A 14,289-nucleotide genomic window follows, 5' to 3' on the forward strand; every position below is an offset into this window, starting at 1 on the left:
AGTTATGGGATCAGAAGTAATCATTATTCCAATCATTTTTGGTGTTATCCTTGCCATTGCCTACCTCTATTTTTCAACTAGAAACAAGGAACGATTGGCCTTGATCGAGAAGGGGGGCGACGCCAGCATTTTTGTCAGGGGAAAAAGGGGTGGAGCTACTCCACTTGGGAAAATCATTCTCCTCAACCTAGCCTTATTGCTTATGGGAATCGGAACGGCCATATTTGTAGCTTCGATATTTGTCCACAGTCTTGGAGTTAAACAAGAGGTTGCTTACCCAGGTACAATTTTCCTATTAGCGGGTGTTGGACTGATGGTCGGATTTAACATGACCAACAAATTGGACAAAGAAAATTAATTCTTTAAGCTGATTTTAATTGAATGACCACCGCCACAAGCGGTGGTTTTTTATAACTTGTCATTATGAAAGTAATCTCGACCAACCTCGGCAAGCCTACCAAAATTGTTTGGAACGGTAAAGAAACCCTCACCGGCATCTACAAATACCCAATTGATGAGCCTCTTTATTTAGATAAGGAGGATGTGAAACACGACTCCGTGGTGGACAGGAAACACCATGGTGGCACGTACAAAGCTTGTTATCTGTTCTCCTCAGACAACTATGCTTATTGGAAAGAGAGATACCCACTGTTAAATTGGAACTGGGGCATGTTTGGCGAAAATTTGACCCTTTATGGTTTGGACGAGTCCCAATTAAAGATTGGAAGCATTTATAAATTGGGAACAGCGCTGGTACAGATTACGCAACCTAGGGAGCCCTGTTATAAATTGGGCATTCGGTTTAACGATCAAAGTATTTTAAAGCAGTTCATAGACCATGGCCGTCCTGGAACCTACGTACGTGTTCTTGAACCCGGAAAAGTTGTAATGGGCGATTCCATGGAACTCGTGAAAGAATCGGAAAACCCTTTGACCATTCAAGCATTCTATACGCTACTTTTTGCCAAAACCAAGGACAAGCAAGTCTTAAAATGGGCTATAGATAATGAAACTCTCCCGCAGGGCAAAAGGAAAAAGCTTGAGAAATGGGCATAAAAAAAGGGGGCCTCTCGACCCCCAATGCACATAAAAATTAACTAAACAAACTATCTTACTACCACAGTTTCTTTGTAGGTTCCAAATTTGTCAACTACAACAATGGTATATTCATCTTTGAAGGCTTTTTCGAAGTTGAATGCTTTTTCAACTACAATGTCACCATCGATAGCTTCGTCAAAAACAAGTCTGTCCTCGCTATCATATACTTTTAAAAGCACCTTTCCCTTGGAAACGTTCAAAAGGTTCATCATTATTTTCTGACCTTTTTTTACGAATACTGGATCAAGGTTTACTTTTACCAAATTCTTTTCAACTTCGTACTTGGCTACTACTTTTTTGCCAAAATCGGTTGTGGTTCCGTTTGCCAACCCGATTGCACTTATCAATAGGGCCGCTGCTACTGTTAGGTTCTTTACTAATTTCATAACACTTCGTTTTTTTAAGATTACAGTACAAATGTAGGGTGCAATAGTGCACAGGAATACCACTCCTTTTTCCACTTTATATGCTATATTAACATGGCTGGTGTTTTAACATAGTATTAATGATAAAATAGCATAACTTTGAGTTAACATTGTAGATATTTGCATGCTAATTAGTTTTTTAACTTTAGCATACGATAGAAAAAATTGCAGTAAATGATTCAAAAACCAGCATTTGAGGCAATAGCCCCCAGTTTTGGGCACTCTTTTACGTTTCAAAAGTTTAATGCCAACAACGAAAACAAGAACAATGGTTGGCACTACCACCCAGAATTGGAGTTGGTATATGTGAACGGAGGGTCTGGTAAAAGGCAAATTGGCAGCCACGTATCCTATTATAGGAACGGTGACCTTATATTAATAGGTTCCAATTTGCCACATTGTGGTTTTACGGATAAACTTACAGGTAACAAGAGTGAGACCTTGGTGCAGATGAAAGCGGATTTTTTGGGAAGTGATTTTTTCAACATTCCCGAAATGAAGAACATCCAGAAATTGTTCGAAGTGGCCAAAGGTGGAATCGCATTCTCTGGTAAGACCAAAATGAAGGTCGGGGAAAAAATGGAAATTTTGGAATACCAGACAGATTTTCAACGATTGCTCTCCATCCTTAATATATTGAACATTCTGGCAACTTCCACCGAAATCAATGTTTTGAACGCCGAAGGATTCTCCATGGAGACCGAGGTTAAGGACAACGACCGTATCAATGTGGTTTTTAATCATGTAAAAACAAACTTCAAGGAAGACATTAGCCTAGAGGAAATTGCAGATTTGGTAAGTATGACGGTCCCCTCCTTCTGTAGGTATTTCAAAAAGATCACCAATAAGACGTTTACACAGTTTGTAAACGAGTATCGTTTGGTACATGCTTCCAAATTACTGGCCGAGCAGCCCATGAGCATTACCCAAGTGTGTTATGATAGTGGTTTCAATAACTTTTCGCACTTCAACAAATCGTTTAAAGCCTTTACGGGACAAAACCCATCGGAGTATAGAAACCAGTTAAAAACTGTTTTACAGTCCTAATATTGTTAATCGAACAGGTCGTTCAATACCTTGGCCAATCGAATACCTCCTTTTTGCAATTGTTGGAAAAGTAAATCATTGTAGTCGTATGAATAGCGATATCCAAGTTTGTCGCCTATTTCTACCGAATCGTATAGTTCCGCACAAATAGCATGGGATTCATCAACCCAATCGTATATGGTGCCTCCTTGAATGGCCTTGCGCTTTTTTTTGTCCACATCGCTCAATTCATAGGCCAGTTCGCTATAGGTCATTCCGTAGGACTCAATCAAATTTTTGTCCCATACCCTATGCAAATTGCTTCCTTCACCAAACCATTGCACTTGAATATCATTCCCTCCTTTATCCTCTACCCTACTGGCATGCATGGGTTGATGGAGGTCACCTATCAAATGGATGAGCATTTTTAAATGGAATACCCTGTCCTCTTTGGAATTTTCGTTGTTCTTCACTTTTTGGATACACTCTTCAATGGCCACGACAATATCACCATATTCGCTTTTATCAGAATCGCGGTAACTTGTTCCCAAAGGATAGTTCACATAATGCCATGCCGAATATTTTGAATAGCTCCGGTCCGCTTTTATATCATCTGCAAAAGTAGAAACGAATGCAAGGCTATGCCCCTCCAATAAATCGTTCAAGGCTCGTTTGGCCTTTCCTGTTAAATAATTCTGGGCAATTTGCCCCGTAACGCGGTGTCCCGTTTTTCCCCAAATAGTGTTACCAAACACCAAAACAGGAAATAAAAGCAATAGAAATAAGGTTTTTTTCATTTTTCAACGTCTCTTATATAAAAGCAGTTTGCCCAACTAAGTTTCAGAATGTTTTACCAACTAACAATCCATTTCACGATTTTGGGATTTTTTTAACTATAAAGTTACATTTGACATACCAACTAAACTAAAGATCATGATCAAACTATACTTTGCACTTGCTGCATTGCTAGTACCTCTTACATTTTACGCACAAACAAGTTCCAAGGACATCAATGTAAAATTTACAGAAATTCCTTTTAAAATCGACGGTATATTGGATGAGCCTCAATGGAATTCCGCAGAAACTACTGATAGCTTTTACCAGTTTTTCCCCGTTGATACCATTCAAGCAGTAAAACAAACCGAGATTAGAATGCTCTATAGTGGCACTACCCTGTACATAGGCATCAATTTATTTTCCGATGGTGATGATTATGTAACACCATCACTTAAGCGTGACTATGGGGCAGGTGGCAACGATAACATCAGTTTAATGTTCGACACCTTCAATGATGGTACCAATGCGTTTCTCTTTGGAATCAACCCTTTTGGAGTACGCCGTGAAGCCCTAATCTCGGGTGGTGGACAAGGTACAAGTGGGTTTACCATGTCCTGGGACGTTAAATGGCAGGGCGAAACCAAATTGTACGAAGGCTATTACACCTGTGAAATTGCCATCCCGCTTACCTCGTTCAAATTTAAACAGGGTGAACAAAAATGGCGCTTCAATTCCTATAGGTTCGATATGCAGACCAATGAACAAAGCACTTGGGTTAGAATACCCCAGAACCAAAAAATATACAATCTCGCATTTATGGGAGATATGATTTTTGAAAGACCCTTGGGGAAATCCAGGACCCCTATGGCCCTTATACCTTATGTGAACGGTATTGCGGCCAAAGATTATGAGAAACAAACGGAGCAAAATAACCTTAAAATCGGGGGGGATGCAAAAGTATCCATTGGAAACGGAATGAATCTGGACATAACAGTAAACCCTGATTTTTCCAACGTAGAAGTGGACAATGTCATCACCAACCTTACCCGTTTTGAGGTATCCCTACCTGAAAAGCGGCAATTTTTTATAGACAACAGTGACCTTTTTGGGTCTTTTGGTACAGAAGGAGATTATAATCCCTTTTTTTCCAGAAGGATAGGAATTGCCCAAAATGCACAGGGAGAAACCATAGAAAATGACATAGTGGGCGGTGTAAGGCTTAGCGGTAAATTGAATGAAAATTGGCGCCTAGGGCTAATGAATCTTCAAACCGAAAAGGATGAATCCAATGAAATAGCCAGTAATAACAATACAGTATTGGCCCTTCAGAAAAAAATGTTCTCACGTTCCAACCTTAGCTTCATTTTTGTAAACCGGCAGACCTTTGAGGATTATGATTTTTTGAATGAAGCGGACAGGTACAATCGGGTAGTTGGGCTGGATTACAACCTGGCCAGTGCAGACAATACCTGGACAGGCAAGTTTTTCTATCATAAATCCTTTTCGCATGGTGTGGAAAATCGCGATGGAGCTGGTGGAATCAATCTAAAGTATAATTCACGCTTTTTAAACCTTGGTTTGAGCGGAAACTTTATTGGAAACAACTTTAGGTCCGACCTTGGTTTTGTTCCCAGAAAGGACATCCTACTTTTCAATCCGTCAGCAGAAGTGATTTTTTATCCAAAAAAAGGAAATTTAAACTCACATGGATTTATAGCCCGACCGGAATTTGTGTGGCGACCAACACTGGATTATCAAAACACGGACTATTTTATTTATACCGGTTGGCAGGCACAATTCAAGAGCCAGGAAGAACTCTCCCTCAGACTTTTTAACCGATACACCTATTTAACTGCTTCTTTTGACCCTACCCGAACCAACAACGGAACAGAGCTGCCAGGAGGAACTGGATATTATTACACCAGTGGCGAGGTGGAATTTGCAAGCGACAGAAGAAAGGTTTTTTCTTATACGCTTGAACCGGGGTATGGTGAATTTTTTAATGGGTCAAGATTGGTTCTAGAGGGCGAGATGAATTTAAGGGTACAGCCCAAAATGAATTTTTCTTTGGGTTTCAATTACAACAACATTACATTACCAGAGCCCTATGAAAGTGGTGAGATATGGTTGGTAAGTCCCAAAATAGAACTGACCTTCAACAAATCGGTGTTTTGGTCCACATTGATTCAATATAGCAACCAACTAGACAATTTAGGTTTCAACTCTAGGTTGCAATGGCGATTTGCTCCTCTATCCGATTTGTTCTTGGTTTACAACGATAATTATTTTGTGAATTCATTTATGCCCCGAAGCCGTTCCATTAACCTGAAATTGACCTATTGGTTGAATATTTAAACGTTTGTTTACGATTCCAAATAAAAAAGGCGGTCACATAAATGTGACCGCCTTTTTATATTTTCTTTTTCAAAGCTATAAGGTCAATCGTAGTGTTTAGTATATTATAAGGGTTTACGTCCTGAAATAATATTGTAAAGAATTGCTATTACAGCAACCACAAGCAAAATATGAATAAGACTGCCTGTAGCCATTCCTGCTACAATACCAAAAAATCCCAATACCCAAATAATTATACAAATTACGGCAACAAGCCAAAGTAAACTTCTCATATGTTCTAGGTTTTTAGTGTTTATATCAATAAAAGTATTTAAAAAAGAATCAGGTGATTGTTTCAATTCAAGTAATTGTTGACTCAATACCGTTTAAGTCGAAAAGCAATTCTATTTGATTAATATACAAATTGTTAGCAACACATAAAAACATCTAAATCGGATTCAGGCAAAAGAATCTCCCATTTTATCCTACAAACTGTACTACCCCACCTATTTTCCTATATTTGGACTTCTATCTTAAAAAAATATGGACCAATTACCTTTTACCCAAGACACCGTAATTTTTGGGCTTCTTTGTCTCTGCTTAGGATTCGTTTTTTATACCTCATCCATTAAAACTGGATTTTGGAACAAATTTTATGGTGTAGTGCCTACTGTGCTCATGTGCTATTTGTTGCCCGCTATTTTAGCCAGCTTGGGTATTGTGGACGAATCGGCATCCCAAACCTATTATGTGGCAAGTAGGTATTTGTTGCCCGCCGCATTGATACTAATGACGCTTAGCATTGACCTTAAAGCCATCATGAATTTGGGTTCTAAAGCATTGGTCATGTTTTTAACGGGAACGGTCGGGATAGTGATTGGTGGCCCCATAGCGATATTAATTGTTTCCATATTTTCACCAGAAACCGTTGGAGGTGTTGGCCCCGATGCTGTTTGGAGAGGATTGGCGACCATAGCAGGCAGTTGGATCGGCGGTGGTGCCAACCAAGCCGCCATGCTGGAAGTCTTCAAATACAACCAAGAAAACTATGGGGGCATGGTCCTTATCGACATTGTAGTAGCGAACCTTTGGTTGGCCGTCATTCTTTTGGGAGTGGGCAAAACCGATAAAATAGACCGTTGGCTCAAAGCGGACACCTCTTCCATTGAAGAGCTCAAGGTAAAAGTATCTGCCCACACTGAAAAAATTGCTCGGGTCACCACCCTCAAGGACTTTATCATGATATTGTTCTTCTCTTTTGTTGGCGTTGGGGTTGCCCATTTGGTGGGGCACCACTTTGCCGTCTTTTTACAGGATAATTTCGAAGTCATCCGTAACCCACAAAAAATATTATCATCCCTTGGGTCAGAATTTCTTTGGATGGTTGTTTTTGCCACCGCCATCGGCATTGGACTGTCTTTTACCAAAGCCAAGGATTATGAAGGTGCCGGTGCCAGTAAAATTGGTGGTATGTTCATCTATATTTTGGTAGCCACTATAGGTATGAAGATGGATTTGGGCAAAGTTTTGGACAATCCCGGTCTGATTGCAATTGGTTTAATTTGGATTACCATACATGCCGGACTACTTATTTTAGTGGCCAAGCTCATTAAAGCTCCATTCTTTTTCTTGGCCGTGGGAAGCCAGGCCAATGTAGGGGGAGCTGCCTCCGCACCTGTAGTAGCTGCAGAGTTCCATCCTTCTTTGACATCCGTAGGAATACTTTTGGCCGTTTTTGGGTACGTTGTAGGTACTGCTGGGGCATATTTATGTGCTTTGTTGATGGAAGTAGCCTCTAATGTTTAAATATTTTCAGAAGATTATGCATCTTTGCGCTGCTAAAATTTTATGATGAAGCGGATATTTTTTGTATTACTTATTGGAATTACAGTGTTGTCTTGTGAAAAAAACACAGAAAACACCATGACCGTTAGCGGAAATATTAAAGGGTTAAAGAAAGGAACCCTGTATTTGCAACAATTCAAAGATTCCACGTTGGCCGTTTTGGATTCATTGGAGATAAAGGGTGATGGCGCTTTCAGTTTTTCTACTGAGGTAAGCGAACCAGAAGTGTTTTATCTCTACCTACAGAAGAAAGACAATAACGACATTAACGATAGAATCACTTTTTTCGGGGAGCCAGGAACCATTACCATTAATACGGCTTGGAACACTTTTGATACGGATGTTGAGATTTCAGGTTCCAAATCGCATGAAAAGCTTTTGGAGTTTCACGAAATGGCCTCTAAATTCAATATCAAGGAATTGGGACTATTGCAACAAGCTTCTGGTCTCGACACTGAGAAAGATTCCTTGGTCTTGGATTCTTTGCAAAGGTTGGTCAATCAAAATACAATAAGCAGATATAGGTATGCCTTAAATTTCGGCCTGAATAATGGAAACTCTTATGCAACGCCTTACATTATGATGACCGAAGCGAGCGAAGCCAATCCAAAATATCTGGATTCCATTTATAAAGGATTGACACCAGAGGTAGCTGCTTCCAAATACGGAAAGGACTTTAAAGCGTTCTTGGACAAGAATAACTAGGCTTCCAAATTATTCAACTGTTCCACAAGCTTGGTGGCCTTTTCCTCCAGTTCCGTGCGAATGGCTTTAAAGTGAGCCCTGTTGTCCTCCAACTTTTTTTGGTTGACCTTGTTCATAAGGTCGTCATAAACCTCAATGGCTTCGTCTATGATTACGGTACCTTCTTCCGACTCCTTGTTTCCTGAGCCGGCTTCCCATATATAAACAGCTTCAATAATGTCTCCCAGTACAAAATTGATATCTTTCTTTAAATCACGAATACTTGGCATAACGCGGTTGTTTTTATTAAATATACCACTAAATAGTAACTTCTAAAAGTTTAGCTCCTTCTGTGTCAATATCCACATAAGTACTTGATGCTGAAATTAAGACGGTTTCCCCTTTTGTTATGGCAACACTGTCCCAATCGTTTTTAATTTGGGCAGCACCTCCTACGCACATGAAAATGGTAAAGGAGTCTCGCTGGGTCAAATCTTGTTTCATGGACTTGGTCAGCTCCAAAAAGTCCGTTTTAAAATAGGGACAATCCACCATTGAATTAACCTGGTCTTGATTCTTGACATATTCCACTTTAAAGTCATCCTTCTTCTCATAGTCTATGGCATCGACCGCCAAACTGGTGTGCAATTCCCTTAAATTACCTTCCTTGTCCCTGCGGTTAAAATCGAACACGCGATAGGTAACATCGGAGGTTTGTTGGATTTCGGCCAAAAGTACTCCTGCTCCAATGGCATGTATTTTTCCGGTATTGATAAAAAAGGTATCTCCCTCGCTTACTTCCTCATAGTTCATTAAATCGGTCAAGGTACCTTCCTCAAGGCTCTTTACATATTCGCCTTTTTCTACATCCTTATTAAAGCCGACAATCAACTTTGCACCGGGGTCGGCATCCATAATGTACCACATCTCAGTTTTTCCAAAGGAATTGTGTCTTTCTTTGGCCAATTCATCATTTGGATGCAACTGTATGGAAAGGTCCTGCTTTGCATCAATAAATTTGATGAGTATGGGAAAATCGTTCCCAAAACGTTCCACGACACTCTTTCCTAAAAGTGCTTCGCCATGTTCGTCCATCAAGCTCTGAAGCGAAGTCCCGGACAAATCTCCATTTGATACTTCGGAAATATCCCCTTCTACCCCCGAAAGTTCCCAGCTTTCACCGGTGATATCACTTTCAATAGGTTTATGCAATACATCTTTTAACTTGGTTCCTCCCCAAAGTCGTTCTTTAAGGATAGGTTTAAATTTTAACGGGTATAGGTTCATTGTGCTATCCTGTATAGGTTACAAAGTTTCGAGGTGTTTCATAAAGCACTACCTCCAACTCTTTAGTTTGTTCTATATGTGGTCTTAACTTGTTCCATATTACCACCGCTATATTTTCTGCGGTGGGATTCAGGCCTTTAAATTCAGGAACATCGAGGTTCAGGTTCTTATGGTCCAATGCCTCCTCTACATGTTCCTTAATCAACTCCTTAAGTACTTTTAGGTCCATTACAAAGCCTGTTTCCGGATTTATTTCCCCGGTAACGCTCACTATAAGGTCATAATTATGCCCATGATATTTAGGGTTGTTGCATTTACCAAAAACGGCTTTGTTCTTTTCATCGTCCCAATCTGGGCGATGTAATCTGTGCGCAGCATTGAAACTGGCCTTTCTACTCGCTTTTACTTTCATTATGAGGGAGTGTTTTGCATAAGATGGTCGTAGAAACGTTCAAAAATAATCTTGAACCATGCCGTGTACTCATTTGGATTTTCCATGATATCATTTTTGATATCCTCTGGATGCATCCATTTCCAATCGGCAACCTCCTCTGGATTGATATTCGGTTCTTCTTCAAAATAACCTACCATCACATGATCAAACTCGTGTTCCGTAAGGCCATTATCAAAAGGGGCCTTGTACATAAAATGAAAGAGTTCTTTAAGATCTGTGGTAAAACCCATCTCTTCCATAAGCCTGCGCTTTCCAGCTGTAATATTGCTCTCCCCTTCCCTTTGATGACTGCAACATGTGTTGGTCCATAGCAATGGGGAATGGTATTTGTCCTTGGCCCTCTGTTGAAGCATGGTCTCCCCTTTTTTGTTCATCACAAAAACCGAGAATGCCCTATGGAGCAAAGCCTTTTGATGGGCTTCCATCTTGGGCATAAGGCCAATTGGCTCGTCCTTTTCATTTACAAGTATCACTTTTTCCTCTATCATGAGGTAAAAATATGACCTTTGAAGTTAAATAAAGATGGATTGATTGATAAATTCTTACTAAAAGAAGCGTGGTGATTTCAGATTTCCGATGTTCCTGATAAAATCGTAGCGTAGAATAATTTCGAAGGAACCATCATTAAAGGTAGCGGCGCCAAGTTCGGTGATTTCCCTATCATATGCCATCCCAACCATAAACTGGTCGGACAACATAAATCCAACTAGACCACTAAAGGCGGCATCCCATCGATAGGCCACTCCCCCGATAAACTTTTCATTGAACATAAAGTTGGCGGAAAGATCTACCTGCAATGGTGCTCCTTGAACAGCCTTCGTCAATAAAGTGGGTTTGAACTTCAATACTGGATTTAAGTCCCAAACATAACCCGTAATCAGGTAAAGGTTAAGCTGTTCCTTGGCGGTGGATACGGAAGAGGAATCAAAGTGGGTGGTCTCCAATATTCGAGGAGCCGACAAACCAGCATAAAACCTATCGGTGTGATAATACACACCTGCACCGATATTCGGTGAGAACTTATTCTGTATGTCCTGCTGTGATTGTAATTGTGGATCTATCTCGAACTCATCGAGCTCGGAATATCGAATATCCAACATATGGGCACTGGCCTTGAGCCCAAAACTCAGCTTGCCTTCCAAAGAGGTTTGGATGGTATAGGAGAAGTCCACATCAAAATAAGTTTCGGACGTAGGTCCTATTTTATCATTCACAATGGATAGTCCAAGACCCACACCACGGTAACCTACCGGTGTATGAGCGTTCAAGGTCTGTGTTTCCGGTGCTCCATCAAGTCCCAACCATTGGTTTCGGTACAATGCGGCAATGCTCAGATGTCCTCTTGAACCCGCATAGGCCGGATTGACACTTACAGTATTGTACATATATTGGGTATACTGTGCATCTTGCTGTGCTTGCATAGTTCCTACTCCAAGCAGAAGTAAAACGAGCAACCATTGGGTTTGTTCTTTAAAAAGTTTGTTTACCACAGTTACCATTGTTTATCTGTTAATGTATATGTAGCCTGTAAGCTGTTTTGTACTACCTCCGTTGTCCTGATAATCTATCACATAAAAATATGTACCTACCGGAAGTTTATTGTCCTGATCCACGGTAACCCTTCCTTGCGAAGTACCGTCAAAGACATTTCCATTAGTGTTGTAACCCTTGGTCTGGAACACCATTACCCCCCATCTGTTGTAAATCCTTACCGTGTTGTTAGGGTAATTCGAGAGTCCTCGGATTTCCAAAACATCGTGTACTCCATCACCATTGGGCGTAATTACATTGACTACATCTACCTCTTCTTCATCGGTGGTAAGTTCTCCTAAGTCTGGATCTAAATAATCGGGTATTCCGTTCTCATTGGCATCATCATTGGCATAGTTTCCATCGCCATTGGTATCTTCATCCATGGTTTCGATACCATCGTCATCGTCATCCGAATCCCTGAAATCCGGTATGCCATCGCTATCAGTATCGGGCAATGCAGTACTGGGATCATCTATTTCATCATTAACATCGATATCTATAACGGTTTCACCTTCGTAACCATCATCCAGACCATCGTTGTCCTTATCGGAGCCTATCAAGCTAACTTCTGGCATACCATCATGGTCATGGTCGTGCGCTTCTATGGCATCAGGAACATTGTCATTATCGCTATCCTCATCCACATAATCCGGAATACCATCATTATCGGAATCAATAGGAATCAATCCAATGTTACCATCAACCTCATAGGCATCATCCAATCCGTTGTTGTTTGCATCAATCAAACTAGGTGGAATGTACCCCAATGCTGGTTGCGCCTCAATATTATCGGGAATACCGTCATTATCACTATCTATATCCAAATAATCAGGGATACCATCACCATCTGTATCCGTTGGATTGGTTGATGGATCATTATCGTTATCGGCGTTCAAATCCTCAAAGCTGTCCACAATCCCATCATTATCACTATCCAAATCAATTCCTGATGGACTTATAATTACAGTAATAGTGGCTGTACCACAATTTCCGTTGGAATCACACACCGTATAATCGAACGAATCTGTTCCTGTAAAACCTGAGTTTGGTATATAGGTGATATCATCATCCGATGGATTCGTTGCGGTTCCGTTGTTGTTCAATACCACGGTTCCATTTGATGGATCGGTTATGCTGATTGTCCCCGAAGTAGGTATATCGTTATCGTTTGCTCTCCATGAAATTGTGGTCTGAACATCGATATCGGTAGAAACTGAATCATCGAATGCATCCACAATAGGAAGCACATCGACCGTTACCGTAGCCGTACTGCAATCGCCAAAGGAATTACAGATGGTATAGTCAAAACTATCCGGTCCATTATAATCTGGATTTGGTGTATAGGTGACCAAATCATCATTAGGATTATTTGATGTTCCATTATTATCAATGCTGACCATACCGTTCGATGGATTGGTCGCTGTTAAAACGCCCGTGTTTGGCAAATCGGCATCGTTGTCAAATATGGGAACAATCACGGATGTATCTTCATTGACTGTAACCAAATCATCCATCAAATTAGCAGCTTGGCTCATACATACCACCGTAAATCGTGGAAGTTCTTTACTGTTACCGACTTTTGTGATTGTGGCAACATACCTCATTACGGTTTGTGTACTTGTAACCGTAGGTCTGGATTGGTCACCCGATAAGGCAGGAGTCCAGCTTACCGACGCTCCCGAAGGAATACTTGCTGAAATATCCAAAATTACCTGGTTGTTCGGTGCTTCGCAATCAGTTAGAATAAAATAACCTGTTGCATTGGAACCACAAAGTGTACCGTCATAGGTTGCAAAATACACCCCTGGTTGGGTGGCTTCATAAAATGAATTTGTACCCAAAACAGTGCCTGTGTCGGAAGCTTCATACCATTGATAGTTGTGTTCATCTCCAGTATCCGGCGCTTGCAACAAGAACTGGGCACTTGCCATATTCACTCCTGCAAAGAAAATGTACAGTCCAATGAATAAAGACTTATATGAGGTGTTGGATTTCAAATCTACTTGTCTTTATTCATTATTATTTTACCACAAAAACCACGTTTATCAATGCATTATAATCGGCTGGTTGACCAATTATATCATAGGTTAATTGACCATTGGCATCAATACTCATATTATCGAATACAGTTGGATCTGCATAGGTTATATAATAGTACAACTCTGTTGGTCCGTATGTCGGGATTGCTGCAGGTGCCCCTGCGCTTGCGACTGCCGGTGTTCCGTATTGAGTTACATATTGAGAATATAAGTTCAAAGTTCTACCTGTTCCATTACTTGAAGCATCTATAGCAATCGAAGGCGGGTAAAAAATTCGTGCCGCTTTGGATGTAATTGGAGCAATATCTTGAATCACATCCTCTACTGTTGCCTCTGTATCTCCATCCCCATCTACATCTACTGGGGAATCTGAATTCACTTCCGATGCATCTTGATCATCTGTTGAAGGGTCTCCATTGCATATGTACTCTGTATAATCCACCTCTCCGGCTTCCAAAATACCATTGGAGTTGTCATCTATACCTACTTCAATTTTTACGCCTCCCGCAGAACAGTTGACACCAGCAGGCTCAACGGAGGTAACCACTAAGTTAGCCAGACCATCTGGGCCCTGTTCTCCAACCGGACCTTGCTCACCAACTGGACCCTGTTCTCCAACGGGACCTTGTTCTCCAACGGGACCTTGTTCTCCAACCGGACCCTGTTCCCCAACGGGACCCTGTTCTCCTTGTATTCCTTGAGGACCTTGATTCCCTATCGGGCCTTGCTCTCCAACGGGGCCTTGCTCTCCAACCGGACCCTGTTCTCCTTGTATTCCTTGAGGACC

Annotated in this window: 16 protein-coding genes; 6 read left to right on the forward strand and 10 right to left on the reverse strand. The window is 40.9% G+C overall.

All coding sequences use genetic code 11. From position 1 onward, the window contains the following. Positions 1 to 4: 4 nt before the first annotated feature. Together K1F36_RS11795 and K1F36_RS11800 are read left to right on the forward strand one after the other, a co-directional pair. Positions 5 to 358 (forward strand): DUF6249 domain-containing protein, encoded by a 354-nt coding sequence (locus K1F36_RS11795; protein ID WP_220113998.1) that lies wholly within the window; start codon positions 5 to 7, stop codon positions 356 to 358. A gap of 65 nt (positions 359 to 423) precedes the next feature. Next, positions 424 to 1,056, forward strand: coding sequence for an MOSC domain-containing protein (locus tag K1F36_RS11800; RefSeq protein ID WP_220113999.1), 633 nt, complete (start codon positions 424 to 426; stop codon positions 1,054 to 1,056). A gap of 50 nt (positions 1,057 to 1,106) precedes the next feature. On the opposite strand, the gene K1F36_RS11805 is transcribed toward K1F36_RS11800, so the two are convergent. Beyond that, entirely contained in the window at positions 1,107 to 1,484 is a 378-nt protein-coding gene (locus tag K1F36_RS11805) for a hypothetical protein (RefSeq protein WP_220114000.1), read from the reverse strand. 213 nt (positions 1,485 to 1,697) lie between these two features. On the opposite strand from K1F36_RS11805, the gene K1F36_RS11810 reads away from it, so the two are divergent. After that, positions 1,698 to 2,570: an AraC family transcriptional regulator gene (locus tag K1F36_RS11810; protein WP_108245274.1), complete on the forward strand. Its 873-nt coding sequence runs from the start codon at positions 1,698 to 1,700 to the stop codon at positions 2,568 to 2,570. 5 nt (positions 2,571 to 2,575) lie between these two features. On the opposite strand, the gene K1F36_RS11815 is transcribed toward K1F36_RS11810, so the two are convergent. Beyond that, the gene (locus K1F36_RS11815) at positions 2,576 to 3,346 is read right to left on the reverse strand and encodes a S1/P1 nuclease (protein WP_220114001.1); all 771 of its coding nucleotides are present in this window, start codon (positions 3,344 to 3,346) and stop codon (positions 2,576 to 2,578) included. Positions 3,347 to 3,482: 136 nt separating this feature from the next. Here K1F36_RS11815 and K1F36_RS11820 point away from each other — a divergent pair, with 136 nt between their 5' ends. Then, on the forward strand, positions 3,483 to 5,681 hold the full coding sequence (locus K1F36_RS11820) for a DUF5916 domain-containing protein (RefSeq protein WP_220114002.1): 2,199 nt from the start codon (positions 3,483 to 3,485) through the stop codon (positions 5,679 to 5,681). 104 nt (positions 5,682 to 5,785) lie between these two features. Here K1F36_RS11820 and K1F36_RS11825 read toward each other — a convergent pair whose 3' ends face one another. Beyond that, on the reverse strand, positions 5,786 to 5,953 hold the full coding sequence (locus tag K1F36_RS11825; RefSeq protein ID WP_207034328.1) for a lmo0937 family membrane protein: 168 nt from the start codon (positions 5,951 to 5,953) through the stop codon (positions 5,786 to 5,788). Between the two features lie 250 nt (positions 5,954 to 6,203). Between K1F36_RS11825 and K1F36_RS11830 the strand changes: the two genes are divergently transcribed. Together K1F36_RS11830 and K1F36_RS11835 are read left to right on the forward strand one after the other, a co-directional pair. Further along, entirely contained in the window at positions 6,204 to 7,466 is a 1,263-nt protein-coding gene (locus tag K1F36_RS11830; RefSeq protein WP_220114003.1) for a DUF819 family protein, read from the forward strand. 42 nt (positions 7,467 to 7,508) lie between these two features. Further along, on the forward strand, positions 7,509 to 8,210 hold the full coding sequence (locus tag K1F36_RS11835; protein WP_220114004.1) for a DUF4369 domain-containing protein: 702 nt from the start codon (positions 7,509 to 7,511) through the stop codon (positions 8,208 to 8,210). Here the strand turns inward: K1F36_RS11835 and K1F36_RS11840 are convergent. From K1F36_RS11840 to K1F36_RS20310, 7 genes are all read right to left on the reverse strand, one after another. Beyond that, complete coding sequence (locus K1F36_RS11840; protein ID WP_220114005.1) at positions 8,207 to 8,479, reverse strand: hypothetical protein; 273 nt, start codon at positions 8,477 to 8,479, stop codon at positions 8,207 to 8,209. The two genes, K1F36_RS11835 and K1F36_RS11840, sit on opposite strands and share 4 nt — an antisense overlap. Positions 8,480 to 8,507: 28 nt before the next feature. Further along, the gene (locus K1F36_RS11845) at positions 8,508 to 9,476 is read right to left on the reverse strand and encodes a type I phosphomannose isomerase catalytic subunit (protein ID WP_220114006.1); all 969 of its coding nucleotides are present in this window, start codon (positions 9,474 to 9,476) and stop codon (positions 8,508 to 8,510) included. Positions 9,477 to 9,480: 4 nt separating this feature from the next. Further along, the gene (locus tag K1F36_RS11850; protein ID WP_220114007.1) at positions 9,481 to 9,888 is read right to left on the reverse strand and encodes a 6-pyruvoyl trahydropterin synthase family protein; all 408 of its coding nucleotides are present in this window, start codon (positions 9,886 to 9,888) and stop codon (positions 9,481 to 9,483) included. After that, positions 9,888 to 10,418: an isopentenyl-diphosphate Delta-isomerase gene (gene idi / locus K1F36_RS11855; protein WP_220114008.1), complete on the reverse strand. Its 531-nt coding sequence runs from the start codon at positions 10,416 to 10,418 to the stop codon at positions 9,888 to 9,890. The genes K1F36_RS11850 and idi overlap by 1 nt, the downstream gene beginning before the upstream one ends. A 57-nt stretch (positions 10,419 to 10,475) precedes the next feature. Next, the gene (locus K1F36_RS11860) at positions 10,476 to 11,429 is read right to left on the reverse strand and encodes a PorP/SprF family type IX secretion system membrane protein (RefSeq protein WP_220114009.1); all 954 of its coding nucleotides are present in this window, start codon (positions 11,427 to 11,429) and stop codon (positions 10,476 to 10,478) included. Positions 11,430 to 11,432: 3 nt separating this feature from the next. Continuing rightward, positions 11,433 to 13,460: a T9SS type B sorting domain-containing protein gene (locus K1F36_RS11865; protein ID WP_417944156.1), complete on the reverse strand. Its 2,028-nt coding sequence runs from the start codon at positions 13,458 to 13,460 to the stop codon at positions 11,433 to 11,435. A 22-nt stretch (positions 13,461 to 13,482) separates the two neighbouring features. Next, positions 13,483 to 14,289, reverse strand: an 807-nt coding sequence (locus K1F36_RS20310; protein ID WP_220114010.1) for a DUF7151 family protein, incomplete at its 5' end; no start/stop codon positions are given.

This window comes from Flagellimonas abyssi (assembly GCF_019457905.1).
In the GTDB taxonomy this organism is placed as follows: Bacteria; Bacteroidota; Bacteroidia; order Flavobacteriales; family Flavobacteriaceae; genus Flagellimonas; species Flagellimonas abyssi.